Genomic DNA, 19,845 nt, shown 5'->3' on the forward strand with positions numbered 1-19,845 from the left:
GCCATTCGCTATGAAAGACGCCGCTGTCCTGCACAGCGGGACAGACAAAAAAGAATAGCTTTTTATATTATCTGTTTTTTTGTTCCGGATGTCAAGTAATCGCAGCATAAATCTGGCACAGATTCCCAAACCGCCGCCAGCCCGTCCGGAACGGGCCCAAATCAGGACAGCAGTTTTCCGTCGTAGAGGTTCTGGCCCTCCACAATCACCTGGTCGTACAGGCGCACTTCGCTGACCGAACCCTCCGTCCCCTTGGGAGACACAATGATGTAGTCGCCGTCGGTGACCAGGGGATGTTCGTCGTCCACCGGGTCAATCCGGCAGAAACGGGCCAGGTTGCCAAACTTGACGTAGACGCCGGGGATATAGTTTTCCCCTGCCGGAACGGTTCCCGAGGCGGCGCTGTCTGCCTCCGGTGCGGCCTCCCCTGTCTCAAGAACATAGTGGACCGATGCCGCAGGCACCCGCAGGCCGGTGGTCTCATTGACAATGATCTCCGCCGAGGCCTGACCCAGCCGCAGCACGTCCGCGGTGATGGAATCACAGGTCAGGACAAAGCGGGCCAGGCCCGACGCCTCGTCGATGGTCACCTCGGTCAGTTTGCCTTCCAGAGCCTGGTTGGTCTGGCCGGGGAAACGAATCTTCACCGTCTTGGTCAGAGGGGTGCCGTCGGCCCGCAGGAGTTTCTGGGCCTCTTTGGCGTCGCAGACGCCGCAGTAGGTCCAGCTGAACCCCGACACCATCTTGCCGGCGCATCCCGCCAGCGGGGCGTCTGCGCCGCCGTCCAGATAGGCCTTGAGGGTGGCCGCATCCATCGCCAGAATGGCGTCGGAGGACTGGCTCAGCTGGCGGGCGTTGGCACAGCGGACAAAGTAGCCGGTCAGGGGCGCGGTGATCTGGGCAGGCGAGCCCAGCCGGCTCCGAATCTGATCGGCCTCGGCCTGCAGGGCAGCAATCTGGGCCGCGAAGCCCGACGCCTCCCCCGTCACCACCAGAATCTTGTTTTGGGTCAGGAGATAGTCCTCTTTACCGTCGTCCAGGTCTTCCAGTTCGCCCCGGTCCACTGCGTCCATCAGGTCGTAGAGGGCGGTGGTGCGCTCCTGGATCATGGTGTCCACCTGGGTGGCAGATACGTTCTCGGCACGCTGCAGCAGGTCAATCTGTTCGTTCAGGTCGTTCAGCTCAGCCCGCAGGGTGCTCTGATCGTGGCTGGTGTAAACTTCCGCCACCACGGTGCCGGCCGAGACGCGGGCGCCGTCGTCCACCAGATACCCCAGATCCCCGCTGCCGGGAATCATGGTCTCCTGAAACAGCAGCACGCCGTCCGCCTGCACCTTGTTCTCCACGGTGGCGGTCAGGACAGTTTCGTAGGTGTTGGGCGGGTTGACCAGGTGCATGATCTGATAGCCCACATAGCACAGTGCAATGAACAGCAGAACCACCACGATTCCGCCCAGAATGGTGAGCCAGTTTTTGGGGGAAGCGGTTTCCGAATCCTTTCTCATCCAGCATCACCCCTCTTTGAGAAACGCGGCGGCCAAGTCTGCCGCCTGATCAATCAGGTCCGGCGCGTCGGCCTGCAGCCAGACCACCCCGTCCATATGGCGGAACCAGGTCAGCTGCCGCTTTGCATAGCGGCGGGAGGACTGTTTCAGCTGCTCGGCACAGCTCTCCAGCGTAGCCTCCCCCGCAAAGTAAGGGAAGAATTCCTTGTATCCGATAGCCTGTGCCGCGGTACGGTAGGTCTGCCGGTTCTGATAGACCATCCGGGCTTCTTCCAGAAGGCCCTGTTCCAGCATCCGGTCCACGCGGGTGTCAATCCGGCGGTAGAGCACCGCCCGGTCTGCAAAATCCAGCCCCAGCACCAGAGAGCGGTAGGGCCGCTCCGGCGGAAGGGAGGCTGCTTTCTGCTCGCTGAGGCGGCGGCCGGTGGCCCGGTAATGTTCCAGAGCCCGCAGCACCCGAAGGTGGTTGTTGGGATGGATGGCCGCTGCGGCCTCGGGATCAGCGGCCTGAAGCTCGGCATACATGGCCTCGGGGCCCCGGGCAGCCAGTTCCGCCGCCAGAGCCTCCCGCAGGCCCTCTGGGGCCTTTTCCTCGGCAAAGCGGACGCCGTACAGGAAGCTCTGGACATAAAGCCCCGTCCCGCCCACCAGAATGGGCAGACGGCCGCGAGCGTCGATTTCCTCCACCAGGCCGCCGGCCAGGGCCGTAAAATCGGCCACACTGAAGGCCGTCTCCGGGGACAGGATATCCACACAGTGGTGCGGCACGCCGCGGGTTTCCTCCGAGGTTACCTTGGCGGTGCCCACATCCAGTCCCTTGTAAATCTGCATGGAGTCAGCGCTGATGATCTCGCCCCCAAACCGGAGGGCCAGTTCTACGCCCAGGGCGGTCTTGCCGGTGGCGGTAGGGCCCACCACCGCCATCACCGGGCGCTTTTCATTCGATTCTGCCAAACTGCTTTTCCAGCTCCTTTCGGGTCAGCTTGAGGACGCAGGGACGGCCATGGGGGCAGAAAGGCGGCACCTCGCCCGAGAGGATTTTCTCGGCCAGGGCCATCAGCTCCTCGGGAGAGGTGCGGTCCCCGGCCTTGATGGCGGCGCGGCAGGACACCGAGTGGAGAACCCATTCGGTCCGCTCGCTCAGCGCGTCGCGGCTGCCCCGGGCCAGCTTGTCTGCAATTTCCACCAGCATGTCTTCCAGGTCGTCCTGCTCCACGTCGCAGGGGACGGCCCGCAGCAAAACGGTGTTGCCGCCAAAGTCCCCCACTTCAATGCCCACGTTTTCCAGCAGGGGGATGTTCCCCATCAGGGCCTGCTTCTCCTCTGCCGAGAGGGTGATCACCAGCGGCGCCAGCAGCAGTTGGCTGGGCACGTCGCCATAGCTGGCCGCCAGCTTCTCATAAATCTGGCGCTCATGGGCTGCGTGCTTGTCAATCAGGCAGAGTTCTTCCCCACGCTGGGCGATGATGTAGGTTTGGAAGGCCTCCCCCACATAGGACAGCGGGATGGGGGCATCTGCCCCCGGGAGCACCGTCTGTTCCGGCTGGACGGATGTTTCCTCCAGCTCTGTCTCGGGGGCTTCCATGGCCTGCTGCTCCGGCTGGGCGGGCTCAGGTTCCGGCAAGGGATTGAACACCGTTTTTGCGGACGCATCCGCTTTTGCAAACGGGTCGTCGGGGGTCCATTCCTCCGGCTCTTCCAGGCTGATATCCAGCTTGGATTCCTGCTCAGCGGGGCGGAACGTCTGTTTGGGACGGGCCGGTTCGGGGCTGCGAAGCTCCATTACTTTGGGGATGGGCTCCTCGATTCCCCACCAGTGCCGCTTGGGCTGGAGGGGCTCGGATTGGATCTCCGGTTCATCCGGTTCAGGGGCCAGTTTTGCTGCCGATTTGAGCACGCCGGGCTCCGATTGCCCCGGAATGACCGCAGAAAGTCCTGTAAAGCTATCTTGCTTTACAGATTTTTCCGTTTTATTATCGTTTGTTTTTTCGATTGCCTTTGCGTTGTCGGAATCGGACGCTTCAAAGGTCTCTTTGGATGAATCAAAGACAAAACGGCGTTCCCCGCTGCCCGGAGTGGCCAGCGCCAGCTTGACGGCGTGGTAAACCACATCAAAGACGTCGTTCTCCCGGGCAAAGCGGACTTCGGTCTTGGCCGGGTGGACGTTGACGTCCACCAGATCCGCCGGCATCTCCAGCATCAGCAAACCGCCCGGGAATTTTCCCTGCATGGTGGTGCCCTTGAAGGCGGTCTCCATGCCGGCCATCATGGTACGGTTGCGCACATAGCGCCCGTTGATGTAGAAATATTGCATGCTGCGGCTGGCGCGGCAGCTCTTGGGCGGAGTGATGAGACCGTGAATCCGGTACAGGTTGCTCTCGTCGTTTACCTCGATCAGGTCCCGGCTGAACTCCCTGCCCAGCACTGCATAGGCTGCGCCCCGCAGATCCCCGTCCCCGGGGGTGACGTACTGGGTTTTGCCTTCCCGCACAAATTTGAAGCTGACCTCCGGATGGCTGAGAGCCAGCCGGGTCACCACATCGGACACAAAGGTGCCCTCGCTGGAGTCCTTTTTAAGGAACTTCATGCGGGCGGGGGTGTTGTAGAAAAGGTCCCGCACCCGGATGGTGGTGCCCACCGCCCGGGCTGCCGGTTCACAGGGGCCCTCTTCCCCGCCCTCGTTGCGATAGAGGGAGGCGAACTCGCTGTCCTCGGTACGGGTCAGCAGTTCCACCCTGGCCACGCTGGCGATGGAGGCCAAGGCCTCCCCGCGGAAGCCCAGGGTGTGAATGGAATTCAGGTCCGCCTCCACCGCAATCTTGCTGGTGGCGTGGCGGATGAAGGCCGTGGAAATATAGGCCGGCTCGATGCCGCTGCCGTTGTCGCTGACTTCGATCAGCTTGACACCGCCCGACTCAATGGACACTGTAACTTGAGTGGCGCCCGCATCGATGGAGTTTTCCAGCAGCTCCTTGACAACCGACGCAGGCCGCTCCACCACTTCGCCCGCCGCAATCAACTCGGCGGTATGTTTATCCAGCACATGGATGACTGCCATGCAGACACCCTCCTTTCGTTGTTTCTAAACTCAGCCGGAAATGCTGCCCTTGAGGGTCTTTTTCAGCTCATAGAGGAAGTTGAGGGCCTCAATGGGGGTCAGCGTCTCTAGGTCCAGCGCCTCCAGCTTGTCCACCAGTTCGCTGGGCACCGCAGGAGACTGATACTCTTCCAGCGTGCCGAAATCCATCTGCTCCACATTGTTCTTGGGGGCAGCGGCCTCCAGTTTGCGCAGAACTTCATGGGCGCGGCGGGTGACGCTGCCCGGCAGGCCGGCCAGTTTGGCCACCTCGATGCCGTAGCTGTCATCGGCCGGACCCCGGACGATCCGGCGGAGGAAGGTGATGTCCTCGCCCCGCTTTTTGACCGCAATGTTGTAGTTCTTGATGCCCTCCACGCTGCCTTCCAGGTCGGTCAGCTCGTGGTAATGGGTGGCAAACAGGGTCTTGCAGCCCAGGCCGGTTTTGGGGTCGGAGATGTGCTCCACCACCGCCCGGGCAATGCTCATGCCGTCAAAGGTGGAGGTGCCGCGGCCGATCTCATCCAGAATCACCAGGCTGCGCCGGGTGGCATTTTTGAGGATTTCGGCCACCTCGGTCATCTCCACCATAAAGGTGGACTGACCGGCGGCCAGGTCATCCGAGGCCCCGACACGGGTGTACACCGCATCCACAATGCCCACATGACACTCCTTGGCCGGGACGAACGAGCCGATCTGGGCCATCAGGGCAATCAGGGCATTCTGGCGCATATAGGTGGATTTGCCCGCCATATTGGGGCCGGTGATGATCAGGCAGCGGTTTTCGCCGCAGTCCAGCTGAGTATCGTTGGGGACAAAAAGGCTCCCCTTGAGGACCTGCTCCACCACCGGGTGACGTCCCTCCCGGATCACCAGCTGATCGCTGTCATCCACGATGGGGCGGCAATAGTTGTTGTCTGCCGCCACGGTAGCCAGCGAGACATAGACGTCCAGCTCAGCCACCGCCCGGGCGGTCCGCTGAATCCGGTCCAGCTCCCGGCCAATGCCTTCCAGCAGGTCTGCAAACAGCCGGTGTTCCAGGCTGATGAGCCGCTCATGTGCACCCAGAATCTTGTTTTCCAGCTCTTTCAGCTCGGGGGTAATGTAGCGCTCACCGTTGGTCAGGGTCTGCTTGCGGGTATAGTTGTCGGGAACCATGTTTTTGTAGCTGTTGCTGACCTCGATGTAATAGCCAAACACATGGTTGAAACCGATTTTCAGCTTGGGAATCCCGGATTCCTGCCGCAGGCGGGCTTCCAGCTGGGCCAGAATCCCCTTGGTATTCTCCCGGATGGACCGCAGTTCATCCACTTCGTCGTTGTAGCCCGCAGCAATGACGCCGCCATCCTTGAGGGTGGAGGGGGCTTCCGGGTCGATGGCCGCATAAATGCGGGCCTTGATGTCCTCCAGGGGGTCCATTTCTCCGGCCAGGGTTTTCAGCTCCTCGCAGCTGCAGTCCCCTGCCAGCTTTTTCAGCTCGGGCAGACGGTCAAAGGTCTGGGCCATGGAGTAGATTTCCTTGGGAGTGGCGGAGCCATACACCGTCCGGGTCATCAGGCGCTCAATATCGGTGATATAGCGCAGGGTCTCGGACAGCTCTCCCCGGGCCATGGTCTGTTTCACCAGGCACTCCACCGCGTTGAGGCGGTGGTTGATGATGGCACTGGACACCAGCGGCTGTTCCAGCCAGCTGCGCAGCAGGCGCTTGCCCATGGCGGTGGAAGTCTGATCCAGAACCCACAGCAGGGTCCCCCGCTTCTCCCGGCCCCGCATGGTCTCAGTGAGCTCCAGATTGGAGCGGGTCACGTTGGACAGGTGCATGTACTGGGCCTCGGTGTAGCGGATCACCGTCTTGAGGCGGCCGACGCCCTTGATCTGGGTGTCGTGCAGGTACTGCAGCAGTCCGCCCATGGCGTATTTCACCAGGCCGTTGGCGCCGATCTCGGTGGTGTCGGCCCAGTCCCGGCCAAACTGTTCGGTCAGGGTGGACTCGATGAGGCCGGGAGCGTACCGCTCATCCTCCATCAGTTCCACCGCACAGTTGAGATACTTTTTGATGTAGTTGGTGATTTCCCGATTGGCGAGAACGCCCTCATTCATCAGCACCTCACTGGGATGATAGCGGCACAGCTCCGCAATGACCGCCAGCCCCAGCTTGTTGCTGGACAGCTCGGTGACATGGGCTGTGCCGGTGGAGACATCCGCAAAGCAGATGCCCGCCTGCTCCCCTTTCAGGTAGAGGCTGGCGATGTAGTTGTTTCGGTCATCCTGCAGCATGCTGCTCTCGATGACGGTGCCCGGCGTCACCACGCGGACGATATCCCGCTTGACCAGGCCCTTGGCGGTGGCCGGGTCCTCCACCTGTTCACAGATAGCCACCTTATAGCCCTTGGCAATCAGCCGGGCCATATAGGTCTCATAGCTGTGGAAGGGCACGCCGCACATGGGGGCACGCTCCTTCTGGCCACACTGCTTGCCGGTAAGGGTCAGATCCAGCTCCCGGGAAGCCGTGATGGCGTCGTCGTAGAACATCTCATAGAAATCGCCGATGCGATAAAAAAGGATCTCATCCTTATGCTGTTTTTTGATATCCAGATATTGTTTCATCATGGGCGACAGATCCGCCATGGCATTCCCCTTCTTTCCCCGGATGCGTCCCGCATCCCTCCGTCCGGTTTGTTCCCGGTAACCATTGAGACAAGGAAACGCGGCTCTGCAGATGCACAGCCGCGTTGATCACCGGACTCAGCCGCAGCCGCCGCAGGTGGAGCAGCTGCCAGAGCAGGAACTGGTGGGCTCCTGCACGGTCATCGGGTCGCCGCCATTCATCGCGGTGTTGATGATGGCGTCGATATAATTCACAAGGGCCTCGCACTCCCGCTTGGCGTCGTTGTAGGCCAGCATGCCCTCGTCGTTCATGATCTTGCTGTAGAGGGTGTTCACCTTCTCGTTCAGCTCGGCCACCCGGGCGTCGTTCCGCTCGGGCTTGCTGATCTCGTTGTTCAGGTCCATCCGGGCCAGGTTGAACTCCCCGATCATGTTCTGGAGCTCCTCATCGCCGTCGTTCATCTTGCGGGCCTTGTCCAGGGCCAGGTAACGGCTGTCGGTCTGAAGCGCCATGGCGGCGCGCTTGAAAAGATCAATGCAATCCATTGTAAATATTCTCCTTTTATTTTGTCAGTCTTGTGGTTGTATCTTGTCCCGAAATCACTGGACCCATTCGCCCAGCAGGACGGTGGCCCGGGCCCCGGTCAGGTGCACCATGGCATACTGTCCCATCAGGGAATCTTCTGCGGCAAACTCCACCGTCAGGTTGTTGTCCAGGCGGCCCGACAGAGTGCCCTCCAGCCGGCCATACCCTTCCACCAGAACCCGGACGGTCTGGCCCACCTGGGCCTTGACCAGGCCCATGGCGATCTCATCCTGTACCGCCAGCAGCCGGGCCATCCGGTCGGTCTTTTCCTGCCGGGGGGTGTCGTCGGGGTAAGTGGCCGCCGGCGTACCCTCCCGCTTGGAATAGATGAAGGTGAACAGCTGCATGTAGCCCACCTTGCGGACTAGATCCAGCGTACCCTGGAAGTCCTCCTCGGTTTCCCCGGGGAAGCCCACAATGATATCGCTGGAGAAGGTGATGCCGGGCACCCGGGCCCGGGCATACTCGATCAGATCCAGGTAGTGCTCCACGGTATAGTGGCGGTTCATCTTGGCCAGCAGCCGGTCCGACCCGCACTGCACCGGCAGGTGCAGGTGTTTGCACAGGTGGGGCTGTGCCGCGATGGTATCAATCAGCTTGCGGCTGGCATCCTTGGGGTGACTGGTCATAAACCGGATGTGATAATCCCCCGGCACGCTGCACAGCAGGTTGAGCAGGTCGGCAAAGTCGATGGATTCCTCCAGGCCCTTGCCATAGCTGTTGACGTTCTGGCCCAGGAGGGTGATCTCCTTGTAGCCGGCCTCCACCAGACCCCGGAACTCCGCCAGGATATCCGCCGGGCGGCGGCTCTTTTCCCGGCCGCGGACGTAGGGCACAATGCAGTAGGTGCAGAAGTTGTCGCAGCCATACATGATGGGCAGCCAGGCCCGGAACTCGCTCTCCCGCCGGATGGGCAGGTTTTCCACGATCACCGGGCGCTGGGCCGGCTCCAGCAGAATCCGCTTGTGCTTTTCCAGTTTGCGGACAATGAGCTCGGGCAAGGTGTCGATGCCATCCACGCCGAACACCAGATCCACATAGGGATAGCTCTGGCGGAGTTTCTCCACCACATGTTTCTGGTTGGCCATACAGCCGCACAGGCCGATCATCAGTCCGGGCTTTTTCTCTTTCAGGCCCTTGAGGGCGCCCACGTTGCCAAACACCCGCTGTTCTGCGTGCTCCCGCACGGCGCAGGTGTTGAACAGAATCAGGTCGGCATCCTCGGGTTTATCGCACAGGCCATAGCCGATATCCACCAGCACGCCCTTGATCCGTTCGCCGTCATTGACGTTCTGCTGGCAGCCATAGCTGTGGACATAAGCCAGCGGCGGCGTTTCATAAAACCGGCTGATGACGCCGGCCGCCTCCGCGTTGTGTTCATAAGTGATGTATTCCAACAATCTACCATCCTTCATCCCGGACGGCCAAAGCCGTCGGGTTCCTTGTTTTTTGGGCCTGGGGCCCGTCCTTCATCCTGTCTATTATACAGGTTTCTCCCCCGCGAAACAAGGGAAAATTTCACGCCGGACCCAAAGCGCCCTGAAAAAGTTTTCCGGCCGGCCTTTCGTCCGGCCGGGCCGGAAACAGCAGCGGCCGCATCGCTGCGGCCGGCGCATCCAAAAGCGGCTGGATGCCGTCCCTTTCAGAGGGACGCAGCCGCCTGGAGTTTTTCTCCTTCTTCTTCCCGGGCACAATCCTCACACAGGCCAATCCAGGTCAGGACGCAGTCGCTCACCCGGCCGGGCTGGCTGTTCAGCAGGCGCTGCATCACCTCACTGTCCAGGTCCAGGTCGGTCACCTGGCCGCACCGGGTACAATACAGGTGGCTGTGCCACGACAAAGTGTGGTCAAACCGGTCCGGCTGGCCCGGAATCGGCACCCGGCGGACCCGGCCTGCCTCCACCAGGCTGTTTAAATTGCGGTAGACGGTGCCAAGGCTCAGCCCCGGGCACTCTTTGAGTGCATTCTGATAGATTTCCTCTGCAGTGGGGTGGTTGTTCATGGCTTCCACCTGCTGCATGACCAGTTCCCTCTGTTTTGAGTAGCGCATATTTGTTGCCCCCTTTACCCTTCCCCTTTGATCTTGGCCCAGTAGGCCTTGGCGGCCTGTTCCGAGCGGTTGTCTCCGTAGGTGTAATATTTGGCGTCTTTGATGGCGTCGGGCAGATACTGCTGCTCCACCCAGTGGTTTTTATAGGCTTGGGCATACTTGTAGTTCTGCCCTTTGACCAGGGCGTCGGCCCCGTCGAAATGCTTGTTCTGCAGCTGGCGGGGCACCGGACCGGTGCGGCCCGCACGCACGTCCGCCAGTGCTGCGTCGATGGCTGCCTCGCCGCTGTTGGACTTGGGACTGGTGGACACCAGAATGACTGCGTCGGCCAGAGGAATCCGTGCCTCCGGCAGGCCCAGCATATTGGCCGCATCCACCGCCGCCTTGACAATGGGAATAATCTGCGGGTAGGCCAGCCCAACATCCTCACAGGCACAGACCATCAGGCGGCGGCAGGCCGACGGCAGGTCCCCTGCCTCCAGCAGCCGGGCCAGATAGTGCAGGGCCGCATCGGGGTCGGAGCCCCGCATCGACTTCTGATAGGCCGAGACGATGTCGTAGTGTTCGTCGCCATCCTTATCGTACCGCATGGCGGTGCGGCGGGTCACCTGCTGGATCATTTCCAGGGTGATGGTTTTGCCATCCGGCCCGTTTTCCGCGGCGGCCACCGCAAATTCCAGGCTCCCCAGCGCTTTTCGCATATCGCCGCCGGCACTCTCTGCCAGATACTGGGCCGCCTCGTCGGTGATGGTCACCGGGCTTTCCTCCGACAGGCGGGACACCGCATTGCGCACCCCGCGCTCTATGTCCTGCGCGGTCAGGCTCTTGAACTCAAAGACGGTGCAGCGGGAGAGCAGTGCATTATAAATGTAGAAATAGGGGTTTTCGGTGGTGGAGGCGATGAGGGTGACCGTCCCGTCCTCCAGACACTCCAGCAAGCTCTGCTGCTGCTTTTTGTTGAGATACTGAATCTCATCCAGATAGAGCAGAATCCCCCCTGCCCCGGCCAGGGTTCCGATGTCCTTAAACACCGCCTTGATGTCCCCGGTGCCGCAGGAGGTACCGTTGAGTTTGTGGAGGGTCATGCCGCTGTTTTCGGCGATGATCCGGGCCACGGTGGTCTTGCCGGTACCGGAGGGACCATAGAAAATCATATTCGGAATATGCCCGCTGTCGATGGTGCGCCGGAACACCCGTCCCGGGGCCAGCAGATGCTGCTGGCCGCAGACATCCCCCAGAGTCTTGGGCCGCAGGCGCTGGGCCAAAGGTTCCCGCATAACAAACCACCTTTCCATACCGGTTTTCAATAGTGCGAACGATTACGACTATTATACAGCATTTTACTGGAAAGGACAAGGGCACCCAGTCACAGTGCGAAATATTTACAAAATCCTCAAAACGTGATATCATCACAGCAACAGCTTCCAGGAGGTGGCCCCCATGCCCAAAAAACAGATGTCCGCCGCAGAACTTGCGGCCAAAAAAGAACTGGCCCTGGCCGTCATCGAACGGCTGAAGGCCGAATATCCCGACGCTGCCTGCAGCCTGGACTACGACCACGCCTGGCAGCTGCTGGTCAGCGTCCGGCTGGCCGCCCAGTGCACCGACGCCCGGGTCAATGTGGTGGTGGAGGATCTCTTTGCCAAATATCCCAATGTGGCCGCCCTGGCCGCCGCCGAGCCGGAGGAAATCGAAGCCATCGTCAAGCCCTGCGGCCTGGGTCACTCCAAAGCGCGGGACATCTCGGCCTGCATGCGGGTGCTGCGGGATCAATACAACTGCCAGGTTCCCACCACCTTTGATGAGCTGCTGAAACTGCCCGGCGTTGGCCGCAAGAGCGCCAACCTCATCATGGGCGACGTCTTTGGCAAGCCCGCCATTGTCACCGACACCCACTGCATCCGCCTGTCCAACCGGATCGGCCTGGTGGACAACGTCAAGGAACCCCAAAAGGTGGAAATGCTTCTGTGGCAGATCATCCCTCCCGAGGAGGGCAGCGATCTGTGTCACCGGTTTGTCTACCACGGCCGGGCCGTCTGCGACGCCCGCAAGCCTCTGTGCGAAAAATGCTGTCTGGCAGACATTTGCCGCACCGCCCAGGCCAACCAGGCGGAGGCCCAGTCATAACAGCCATTCAGGAGGATTGAACCATGATTATTTCTCTGTTTTCGATGATTTTCAGCCTGCTTGTGGGCGCTCTGGCCGGTTATGTGGCCGGACGTCTGATGGGCAGCTACACTTCCGCCCTGCGCAACGTTGTTCTGGGTATGCTGGGCGGCGTTGTAGGCAGCTTCCTGCTGGGGCTCATCGGCCTGCGGGCTGTGGGCTTCGTGGGCGACTTCGTTGTCTCGGTGGTGGGCGCCTGCGTCTGCATCTGGATTGCCCGCAAGCTTTCCCGCTGAATCGAATCTTTCCCGGCCCTGTCGCTCAAAAAAGCGGCAGGGCCTTTTTGTTTGGTATATTTCTTTACAGGGAGATCTTGACAAATTGTGAAAGAAGTCTTATTATAAGCTTCGACACAATAAGCAAGCTTATTATTCAAAAAGAAGGTAGAGCTATGACCAACGAACCTCTCCACCGCCTGCTGCTGCGTGCTCAGTCCGCCATGAACCGGGACGTCCTGGCCCGGGCTTCCAATCTGGGGCTTTCCCCCGGTCAGCCCAAAATCCTGGAGTTCCTTCTGCAGACCGGCGAGTCCAACCAGAAGTCCATCGCCGACTACTGCGAGATCGAGCCCGCCACCGCCGGCACCATTCTGGGCCGGATGGAGCGGGACGGGCTGATTGCCCGCGCACGGCACGAGGGGAACCGGCGTTCCCTGTACGTCACCCTGACGCCCCACGGCCGGGAGGTGGCACAGGCCATGGATCTCGCCTTCCGCCAGGCCGATCAGGCCGCCGCCGCTCTCCTGTCTGAAGAGCAGTGCGCCCAGCTGTGTGCCATGCTGGCTGACGTATGTGAAGCATTGAATCGAGAAAGGAAGAATCCCACGTGAAAAAACGCTCCCGCAACAATCTGGTTCGCCGCTATCTGACTCTGCTGGTGGGTCTGCTCATCATGTCCTTTGGCGTGGCCTTTTCTATCAAGGCCGGGCTGGGCACCTCGCCGGTTTCCAGCGTCCCCTATGTCCTCAGTCTGATTGTTCCCATGACGGTGGGCGAAACCACCATCCTGATCAACTGCCTCCTGGTGCTGCTCCAGATTCTCCTGCTCCGCCGCCAGTTTGAGCTGGTGCAGCTGATTCAGGTGCCGGTGGCCATCGCCTTTGGCTATCTGACCGACCTGGCTGTCTGGGTCCTGTCCCCCATTGTCCCCGCCGCCTACTGGCAGCAGTGGCTGTTCTGTATTCTGGGCATCCTGCTGGTGGGCATCGGCGTCAGCTTTGAGGTCACTGCCGACGTGGTCACCATGGCGGGTGAAGGCGTCGCTCTCGCCCTGTGCAAGACCACCAAGCTCCCCTTTGCCAAGGCCAAAATCACAGTGGACTGCTCTCTGGTGGTCATTGCCGTTGTCCTGTCCTTCCTGTTCCTCCACACGCTGGCCGGTGTCCGGGAAGGCACCATCGCCGCCGCCCTCTTTGTGGGCATGACCGCCAAGCAGGTAAACCGTCCCATGAGCCGGATCGGCAATCTGCTGCTGGCCTGATCTTACGTTTGCTCCCTCCTGATTGAAAACACACAAAAAAATGCCCGCACGGACCCTCGCTTGGATCCCGGCGGGCGTTTTTGTTGTTCTCCATTGTCGCGATGGGCTGCGGCGGGGTCTCTGTGTGGTCAGTCCTGCCGGCTGCCCTGCTGGTACTGCTTATGAGGTCAGCATGCAGACTCCCCCAGACATTCACAGCACCGTCCCGCCGCAGGTGGTACACGAGGTTATAAGACTGCGGCCTTTTCAGGACAGAAAAACGCCCCCGGATGCAGCGTTTGTTCTGCATGCGGAGGCGTTTTTTCAGGAGACAGGAAACTTCGATTTTATCAGGAAAGAATCATCCGGTCATTGGCCAGCTCGTCGCCGCTGGCGGTCTGGAACTTGGCCAGCAGGTCGGCCACCTTCAGCTTCTTCTTTTCCTCGCCGCTGACGTCGTAGATGATATGGCCCTCGTGCATCATAATCAGGCGGTTGCCGTATTTGATGGCGTCCTTCATGTTATGGGTAATCATCAGGGTAGTCAGGTTGTGCTCCGCCACCAGCTTGGCCGACAGAGTCAGCACCTTCAGGGCGGTTTTGGGGTCCAGAGCGGCGGTGTGCTCATCCAGCAGCAGGAGTTTGGGCTGGGTCATGGTGGCCATCAGCAGGGTCAGCGCCTGGCGCTGGCCGCCCGACAGCAGGCCCACTTTGGCGGTCAGGCGATCTTCCAGGCCCAGGTCCAGGGTCTTGAGCAGCTCGCGGTATTCCTCCCGCTCCTTTTTGGTGATGCCCACCCGCAGGGTACGGGGTTTGCCGCGGCGGGCTGCCAGGGCCAGGTTTTCCTCAATCTGCATGGTGGCGGCGGTGCCGGTCATGGGATCCTGGAACACCCGGCCAATGTACTTGGCCCGCTGATGTTCACCCAGGCGGGTCACATCGGTGCCGTCGATCATGATTTTGCCGGTATCCACCGGCCAGACACCAGCCACCGCGTTCAGCATGGTGGACTTGCCTGCGCCGTTGCCGCCGATGACGGTGACGAAGTCGCCCTCGTTCAAATGGAGGGAGAGATGGTTCAGGGCCGTCTTTTCGTTGACGGTGCCTGCGTTAAAGGTCTTGGAAATGTTCTGGATATCAAGCATGGGTTTCGTCCTCCTTCTGAACCTTTTTGGGGACGGGCTTGGAGAAGTACTTCCCCTTCCAGTACGGGACTGCCAGGAAGATGGCAACCACAGCGGCCGACAGCAGCTTGAGCAGGTTGGCATCAAAGCCCAGGGTCAGAACCAGCTGGATGACAATGTAGTAGATCACAGCGCCGATAGACACCGCAAACAGCTTGAGGGCGAAGTTGCGGAAAATCCGGCCAAAGATGGCCTCGCCGATGATGACGGCGGCCAGGCCGATGACGATGGCGCCGCGGCCCATGCTGACATCTGCAAAACCCTGATACTGGCTCAGCAGAGCGCCCGACACCGCCACCAGCGCATTGGACACCATCAGGCCCAAAACGATATTGAAGTTGGTGTTGATGCCCTGGGCGCGGCTCATGTTGGGATTGGAACCGGTGGCGCGGATGCCGCAGCCCAGCTCGGTGCCGAAGAACCAGTAGAGAACCCCGATCAGGACCGCCGTAATCAGGATGACCATAAACACCGGGTTGCGGAGGGCCCATTCCTTGACCCAGCGCAGAGAGATCAGCAGGTTGTACTTATCCACGTTGATGGACTGGTTGGCCTTGCCCAGAATTTTCAGGTTGATGGAGTAGAGGGACAACTGAGTCAGGATACCGGCCAGAATCGCCGGAATGCCCATAAAGGTGTGGAGCAGACCGGTGACCAGGCCGCACAGCAGGCCTGCCACCAGAGCCAGCAGCAGGGCCACCCAGATATTGCAGCCCGCCAGCAGAGCCATGACGCAGACCGCGCCGCCGGTACCGAAAGAGCCGTCCACCGTCAGGTCGGCCACATCCAAAATGCGATAAGTGATGTACACGCCGATGGCCATAATACCCCAGATCAGGCCCTGCGCGCAGGCTCCCGGCAGAGCGCCGGGCAGATTTGCCAGTCTCGCTAAGACTTCCAAAACAATTCCTCCTCATTTTTACGTAGTTCCGCCGGATCTTCCCTGCCCGGCGGCGCCGGAACAAAAACCGTAAATGTGCCCGCGACCGCCGGAGCAAAAACGCCCCGACGGTCGTGTACGCAAAAGGCGGGGCGGATGGCTTCCCATTCTCCCCGTCTGGTTTGATTTAAGAAAGAGGATTTACGCCTCGATGGCCTCGTACCCCTCCGGAACCGTCAGCCCAAGCTCATCGCAGATGGTCTGATTGTACTTCTTGGTGACGTTGGTATACTGGATGGGCATGGTGGAGATATCCGCCTCGCCGGTCAGGATCTGGGCGGCCATCTCGCCGGTGGTGTAGCCCAGGTCGTAGTAGCTGATGGACAGGGTGGCGACGCCGCAGCCCTTGCAGATGCCCTCCTCGCCTGCGAAGACCGGCTTCTTCATGGGGCGGCAGATGCCGTCCACAATGCCGGTATTGGCGGCGACGGTATTATCGGTGGGAACATACAGGATGTCGTTGTCGGCGGCAGCCTGCTGGCAGACCGAGGACAGGTCGTTGGAATCCGAGAAGGGATACTGGGTGACGGTCAGGCCGGCAGCCTCCAGCTCAGCCTGCACCACATCCACCTGATACTGGCTGTTGGCCTCGGCCGAGCAGTAGAGCAGGCCAGCGGTCTTGGCCTCCGGCATCCACTCCAGAATCATAGCAGCTTGCTCATCCAGAGGAGCCAGGTCGGAAGTGCCCGAAATGTTGCCGCCCACGGTGCCGTCAAAGTCATCCAGACCCAGGGCCACGCCATACTCGGTGATGGAGGTGCCCAGGACAGGGATATCGGCGGTGGCGGCCTGTGCGGCCTGCAGGGCAGCGGTGGCGTTGGCCAGAATCAGGTCCACGCCAGCCGAGACAAAGCCATTGCAGATGGTGGCACAGGTGGCGGTATCGTTCTGTGCGTTCTGCAGGTCAAAGGTGACGGCGTCGCCGAACTGGTCGGTCAAGGCGTCCTGGAAGCCCTGGGTAGCGGCGTCCAGCGCCTCATGCTCCACCAGCTGGCAGATGCCCACCGTATAGCTCTCACCCGATGCGGCCGAACCTGCCGAAGCAGCGGCAGACGAAGCGGTGGATGCCGCGGTGGAAGACGAAGAAGAACCGCAGGCCGACAGGATGCCGGCAGCTGCAGCAGCCGCAGAAACAGCCAGGAACGAACGACGGGAAATCTTACGCATAACAAAACTCTCCTCTATCTTATACTGCGTGTGCCGCGGGGAACAGGACCCGCAGGAAACCAGCCGCCCAAAGGCTGCCCTTTCACTTCACACGTGTGAACTGCTTTACGCTTGTGAAGTATAGCACACTTTCCCATGGATTACAAGACGAGAGCCGGAGATTTATTCTCCTGAAGCGCCCCAATTATCGATTGTGTCGAATTTATCCATTACTTTTTTCGATGAATATTCTGCTGCATCTTTTCCAGGCGGGTCCGCTCCTCTTTCAGCCAGGCAAGATTTTCTTCCAGCTGCTCCAGCCAGGGACGGTTCAAATCGTAGCGGTAATAGAGGGCCTCCCCCAGTTTTGCCTGAAACCGCCGCAGCACCACCGGGTGGAGCGTCTGCTCCCAGGCCGGAGCTTCCTGTTCCAGGGCCATACAGCACTGGGCCCATCGGATGTCCAGCGGTTCCCGCTGGGCAATCCCCTGGCCTTCCAGATAATCCGTCAAATTCGCCTGATGGACCGGGCCGCCGCACCGGGTGGCCTGGAAATAATACCGCACCTCCCCCGCCGGGCTGATTTCCTGTCCCAGCGGATAGAGGGCACAGACCAGCGGGCGGGCTTCGTGGACAGCGCAGCGGTTTTCGGTGAAAAAGGGGCAGTTGTTGTGTTCCTCTTTAACAGGCATCAGCCGGAGCACCGGGAGGTGGCTGACCGTCCCAATGTACATTTTGCAGAAGGCCCGGGCGGTCAATTTGGGCGGCAGGCCCAGACGCCGGGACAGCCGGTAGAGGTCATATCCCGACAGGACGATGTCCTCCCGCCCGCGGCAGCATCCGCCGCAGCCGGCACAACGGAACGAAAAGGCGGCATCCCGTTCCAGAAAGGGCATTTCCGGGCTCCGGCCGCCGTTTTCAGCGCCGCACAGGTCAATCTCGTGGTCTCTCATACATCCTCCTCGTCCTCCCGCAGAAGCTGTTCGATCAGCCGTTCCCGGTTCTCCAAAAACAGCTGTGTCAGCTGGTAGCTTCCGGTTTCTTCATAGGTGCAGGGGCGGACGCCGGTCTCGTCAAAGGACAGAATCCGGGCATCCGGCGCGCCCAGCAAAATCGGCGAGTGAGAGGCAATCACAAACTGCGCCCCCGCCCGGGCCATCCGAACCATCTGCACCAGCAGGGCTAGCTGACGCTGGGGAGAGAGCGCCGCCTCCGGCTCGTCCATCAGGTATAGACCTTGTTCATTGCAGGATTGAAACCACCCCAGAAAGCTCTCTCCGTGGGACTGCTCATGAAGGGCCTTTCCCCCAAAGCGCTCATAATAGATCTCTTTGGGAACCGGCCCCAGGCCGCTGTTGCGGTAGACTTCCGCCTGGCTGGCCACATTGAAAAAGCTCTCTGCCCGGAAGAAATAGCCGAAGGGCGGCCGGCGGAACCCTCTGGACACCCGCATGGCCTGCGCCAGCCCGTCTCCCTCGTCGAAGGTGGAAAACCGATAGTTGATGGTACCGCCCTCCGGGTTGAAGCCGCAGTTTACTGCGATCCCTTCCAGCAGAGTGGACTTGCCGGTGCCGTTTTCTCCGGCCAGAAGGGTGATGTTGCGATCAAACCGCAGCTGTCCCAGCTGACGCAGGGCCGGAATATCCCGCAGCCAGGAATCCCTCGGCAATTTGCTCCAATCGATTTCCACCGCCCGGAGATAGCGCTCGTCCATCTTGGTCTCGCCTCCCTTTTCCTCTTGTTCCATGTAAGGATAGCACGGCGCGGCGGGCGCTGTCAATTTTCCGGGCCGCAGAATTTCCCGTCCCCATCCACTGCGGCGTCCCAGCCGCCTTTTCCGTGGCAGAGGCGGGCGGACAGGTCCTTCTTTTTTAAAAATTCAAACGCAATCCGGGATTTGTTTTTAGTTTTTTCAAGATTTCGTGCTATAATGACCCTATCTACAGAGCATCCCGATGCTCTGCCCCGCCGTTTGCCCGCGGTAAAGGCCCATTCCAGGCCGCTGCAGGCGAGGGGGATCTGGTTTTTGCCGATTCGTTCTTTCAAAATCAGCGGCAAAAGCCGGAATTTGAAACTTTGGCTTTTCTTTTCTACGCATAGAGAGTATACTAAGCTTACAATATCACTTGAATCCGGAGGCTTTTATGTATCAATTTACCGGTTGTCCCTGTTCGGTCTGCGGCAAACCTCTGACCGATACGGACGATATTGTCGTCTGTCCCGACTGCGGTGCACCCTATCACCGGGTGTGCTACGAGAATCAGGGCGCCTGTGTCTACGCTGACAAACACGGTTCCTTTGAATGGACGCCCCCTGCTTCGGCCCGGCCGGAGCACAAATGCCCCAACTGCGGCGCACCCAACCCCGAATCCGCCACCCGGTGCAGCCACTGCGGTTATCTCTTTGGCAACGGCCAGACTCCCCCGCCCCGGGTGGATGCATCCCGTCAGGCCCAGCAGCCCGCCGGAGGCGGCTTCAACTACGCCCGCCTCTATCAGGAGGCCCAGGGCGGCACCTGGCAGTCCAGCGCAGCCAGCGCCGTGGAGCCCATCGACGGAATTTCCGGGGACGACTGGGCCACCTACATCGGCCCGGCCAGCCCCGCCTACCTGCGGGAATTTGCCCGGATGCAGCGGTACGGCCGCAAGAGCTCGGTCTGTTTCTCGGCCCTTCTGTTCGGCCCGCTGTATTTCTTCTACCGCAAAGCCTGGAAGCCGGCTTTCGCCTTCCTGGCGGTGGATCTGCTCCTGAACCTGCCCGCTCTGCTGGAACTGCTGGTCCTCAGCGAGAGTTCTCTCGCCCCCGCCATCAGCTCCTCCACCCTCATTCTGCTGGCGCAGATTGCATCCATCCTCAGCTTTGTGGTGATGGTTCTCAGCGGCATGTTCGCCAAGTATCTGTACCGCCGCTCCGCAGCGGAGCGCATCCGCCGCATCGAGGCTGAGTTCCCCGAGAAAGCCCAGCGGGAAGCTGTTCTGCGTGCCCAGGGCGGCGTCAGCTGGGCCGCTGTGGTGGGCGTGTTTACCGCAATGGTCGTGGCAGGCGCTCTGTTCAGCCTGCTGCTGGGCCCCAATGTTGAGGCAGTGACTTCTCTGCTGCTGTGATATCCATCCACTCAAATACCGAA

Annotated in this window: 18 protein-coding genes; 5 read left to right on the plus strand and 13 right to left on the minus strand. The window is 60.6% G+C overall.

What is annotated here, in order from left to right; genetic code table 11:
* Nucleotides 1–161: 161 nt before the first annotated feature.
* The 8 genes from B5E67_RS01515 to B5E67_RS01550 all read right to left on the minus strand — a co-directional run bounded on the left by B5E67_RS01515 (nt 162) and on the right by B5E67_RS01550 (nt 11,101).
* Nucleotides 162–1,505, minus strand: a complete 1,344-nt coding sequence (locus B5E67_RS01515; RefSeq protein WP_087382081.1) for an HlyD family efflux transporter periplasmic adaptor subunit — start codon at nt 1,503–1,505, stop codon at nt 162–164.
* 6 nt (nt 1,506–1,511) lie between these two features.
* Nucleotides 1,512–2,459 carry a tRNA (adenosine(37)-N6)-dimethylallyltransferase MiaA gene (gene miaA, locus B5E67_RS01520; protein WP_343286506.1) on the minus strand — a complete coding sequence of 316 codons (948 nt, stop codon included), beginning with the start codon at nt 2,457–2,459 and terminating at the stop codon, nt 1,512–1,514.
* Nucleotides 2,443–4,563: a DNA mismatch repair endonuclease MutL gene (mutL, locus tag B5E67_RS01525; RefSeq protein WP_087382083.1), complete on the minus strand. Its 2,121-nt coding sequence runs from the start codon at nt 4,561–4,563 to the stop codon at nt 2,443–2,445. The genes miaA and mutL overlap by 17 nt, the downstream gene beginning before the upstream one ends.
* 30 nt (nt 4,564–4,593) lie before the next feature.
* On the minus strand, nt 4,594–7,209 hold the full coding sequence (gene mutS / locus B5E67_RS01530) for a DNA mismatch repair protein MutS (protein WP_087382086.1): 2,616 nt from the start codon (nt 7,207–7,209) through the stop codon (nt 4,594–4,596).
* A gap of 117 nt (nt 7,210–7,326) precedes the next feature.
* Nucleotides 7,327–7,734, minus strand: coding sequence for a YlbF family regulator (locus tag B5E67_RS01535; protein WP_087245830.1), 408 nt, complete (start codon nt 7,732–7,734; stop codon nt 7,327–7,329).
* Nucleotides 7,735–7,788: 54 nt separating this feature from the next.
* Complete coding sequence (gene miaB / locus B5E67_RS01540; protein ID WP_087364367.1) at nt 7,789–9,171, minus strand: tRNA (N6-isopentenyl adenosine(37)-C2)-methylthiotransferase MiaB; 1,383 nt, start codon at nt 9,169–9,171, stop codon at nt 7,789–7,791.
* 245 nt (nt 9,172–9,416) lie between these two features.
* On the minus strand, nt 9,417–9,824 hold the full coding sequence (locus tag B5E67_RS01545; RefSeq protein ID WP_087245834.1) for a transcriptional repressor: 408 nt from the start codon (nt 9,822–9,824) through the stop codon (nt 9,417–9,419).
* Between the two features lie 14 nt (nt 9,825–9,838).
* A complete protein-coding gene (locus B5E67_RS01550) occupies nt 9,839–11,101 on the minus strand; it encodes a replication-associated recombination protein A (RefSeq protein ID WP_087245836.1) in 1,263 nt (420 codons plus the stop codon).
* Nucleotides 11,102–11,264: 163 nt separating this feature from the next.
* On the opposite strand from B5E67_RS01550, the gene nth reads away from it, so the two are divergent.
* The 4 genes from nth to B5E67_RS01570 all read left to right on the plus strand — a co-directional run bounded on the left by nth (nt 11,265) and on the right by B5E67_RS01570 (nt 13,469).
* Nucleotides 11,265–11,951, plus strand: coding sequence for an endonuclease III (gene nth, locus B5E67_RS01555; protein ID WP_087245838.1), 687 nt, complete (start codon nt 11,265–11,267; stop codon nt 11,949–11,951).
* 23 nt (nt 11,952–11,974) lie between these two features.
* Nucleotides 11,975–12,226, plus strand: coding sequence for a GlsB/YeaQ/YmgE family stress response membrane protein (locus B5E67_RS01560; protein ID WP_242956705.1), 252 nt, complete (start codon nt 11,975–11,977; stop codon nt 12,224–12,226).
* Nucleotides 12,227–12,381: 155 nt separating this feature from the next.
* Nucleotides 12,382–12,819: a MarR family transcriptional regulator gene (locus B5E67_RS01565; protein ID WP_087382089.1), complete on the plus strand. Its 438-nt coding sequence runs from the start codon at nt 12,382–12,384 to the stop codon at nt 12,817–12,819.
* Nucleotides 12,816–13,469 carry a DUF6198 family protein gene (locus B5E67_RS01570; protein WP_087382091.1) on the plus strand — a complete coding sequence of 218 codons (654 nt, stop codon included), beginning with the start codon at nt 12,816–12,818 and terminating at the stop codon, nt 13,467–13,469. Before B5E67_RS01565 ends, B5E67_RS01570 begins: the two co-directional genes overlap by 4 nt.
* A gap of 329 nt (nt 13,470–13,798) precedes the next feature.
* Here the strand turns inward: B5E67_RS01570 and B5E67_RS01575 are convergent, their stop codons facing one another.
* The 5 genes from B5E67_RS01575 to B5E67_RS01595 all read right to left on the minus strand — a co-directional run bounded on the left by B5E67_RS01575 (nt 13,799) and on the right by B5E67_RS01595 (nt 18,432).
* Nucleotides 13,799–14,593, minus strand: a complete 795-nt coding sequence (locus B5E67_RS01575; protein WP_087368905.1) for an ABC transporter ATP-binding protein — start codon at nt 14,591–14,593, stop codon at nt 13,799–13,801.
* Nucleotides 14,586–15,533, minus strand: a complete 948-nt coding sequence (locus B5E67_RS01580) for an ABC transporter permease (RefSeq protein ID WP_087245846.1) — start codon at nt 15,531–15,533, stop codon at nt 14,586–14,588. Before B5E67_RS01580 ends, B5E67_RS01575 begins: the two co-directional genes overlap by 8 nt.
* A gap of 180 nt (nt 15,534–15,713) precedes the next feature.
* Nucleotides 15,714–16,739, minus strand: a complete 1,026-nt coding sequence (locus B5E67_RS01585; RefSeq protein WP_087382094.1) for an ABC transporter substrate-binding protein — start codon at nt 16,737–16,739, stop codon at nt 15,714–15,716.
* Between the two features lie 209 nt (nt 16,740–16,948).
* Nucleotides 16,949–17,671 (minus strand): YkgJ family cysteine cluster protein, encoded by a 723-nt coding sequence (locus B5E67_RS01590; protein ID WP_087382097.1) that lies wholly within the window; start codon nt 17,669–17,671, stop codon nt 16,949–16,951.
* Nucleotides 17,668–18,432, minus strand: a complete 765-nt coding sequence (locus B5E67_RS01595; protein WP_087382345.1) for an AAA family ATPase — start codon at nt 18,430–18,432, stop codon at nt 17,668–17,670. The genes B5E67_RS01590 and B5E67_RS01595 overlap by 4 nt, the downstream gene beginning before the upstream one ends.
* Nucleotides 18,433–18,862: 430 nt before the next feature.
* Between B5E67_RS01595 and B5E67_RS01600 the strand changes: the two genes are divergently transcribed.
* Nucleotides 18,863–19,822 (plus strand): RING finger protein, encoded by a 960-nt coding sequence (locus B5E67_RS01600; protein WP_087382100.1) that lies wholly within the window; start codon nt 18,863–18,865, stop codon nt 19,820–19,822.
* Nucleotides 19,823–19,845: the final 23 nt, after the last annotated feature.

Source organism: Faecalibacterium sp. An122, assembly GCF_002160895.1.
In the GTDB taxonomy this organism is placed as follows: Bacteria; Bacillota; Clostridia; order Oscillospirales; family Ruminococcaceae; genus Faecalibacterium.

Excerpts from the sequence above, each read along its gene's own strand:
- B5E67_RS01515 (WP_087382081.1), bottom strand. The coding sequence starts at position 1,505 with ATGAGAAAGGATTCGGAAACCGCTTCCCCCAAAAACTGGCTCACCATT.
- mutL (WP_087382083.1), bottom strand. The coding sequence starts at position 4,563 with ATGGCAGTCATCCATGTGCTGGATAAACATACCGCCGAGTTGATTGCG.
- mutS (WP_087382086.1), bottom strand. The coding sequence starts at position 7,209 with ATGGCGGATCTGTCGCCCATGATGAAACAATATCTGGATATCAAAAAA.
- B5E67_RS01535 (WP_087245830.1), bottom strand. The coding sequence starts at position 7,734 with ATGGATTGCATTGATCTTTTCAAGCGCGCCGCCATGGCGCTTCAGACC.
- B5E67_RS01545 (WP_087245834.1), bottom strand. The coding sequence starts at position 9,824 with ATGCGCTACTCAAAACAGAGGGAACTGGTCATGCAGCAGGTGGAAGCC.
- B5E67_RS01550 (WP_087245836.1), bottom strand. The coding sequence starts at position 11,101 with ATGCGGGAACCTTTGGCCCAGCGCCTGCGGCCCAAGACTCTGGGGGAT.
- nth (WP_087245838.1), top strand. The coding sequence starts at position 11,265 with ATGCCCAAAAAACAGATGTCCGCCGCAGAACTTGCGGCCAAAAAAGAA.
- B5E67_RS01560 (WP_242956705.1), top strand. The coding sequence starts at position 11,975 with ATGATTATTTCTCTGTTTTCGATGATTTTCAGCCTGCTTGTGGGCGCT.
- B5E67_RS01565 (WP_087382089.1), top strand. The coding sequence starts at position 12,382 with ATGACCAACGAACCTCTCCACCGCCTGCTGCTGCGTGCTCAGTCCGCC.
- B5E67_RS01575 (WP_087368905.1), bottom strand. The coding sequence starts at position 14,593 with ATGCTTGATATCCAGAACATTTCCAAGACCTTTAACGCAGGCACCGTC.
- B5E67_RS01585 (WP_087382094.1), bottom strand. The coding sequence starts at position 16,739 with ATGCGTAAGATTTCCCGTCGTTCGTTCCTGGCTGTTTCTGCGGCTGCT.
- B5E67_RS01590 (WP_087382097.1), bottom strand. The coding sequence starts at position 17,671 with ATGAGAGACCACGAGATTGACCTGTGCGGCGCTGAAAACGGCGGCCGG.
- B5E67_RS01595 (WP_087382345.1), bottom strand. The coding sequence starts at position 18,432 with ATGGACGAGCGCTATCTCCGGGCGGTGGAAATCGATTGGAGCAAATTG.
- B5E67_RS01600 (WP_087382100.1), top strand. The coding sequence starts at position 18,863 with ATGTATCAATTTACCGGTTGTCCCTGTTCGGTCTGCGGCAAACCTCTG.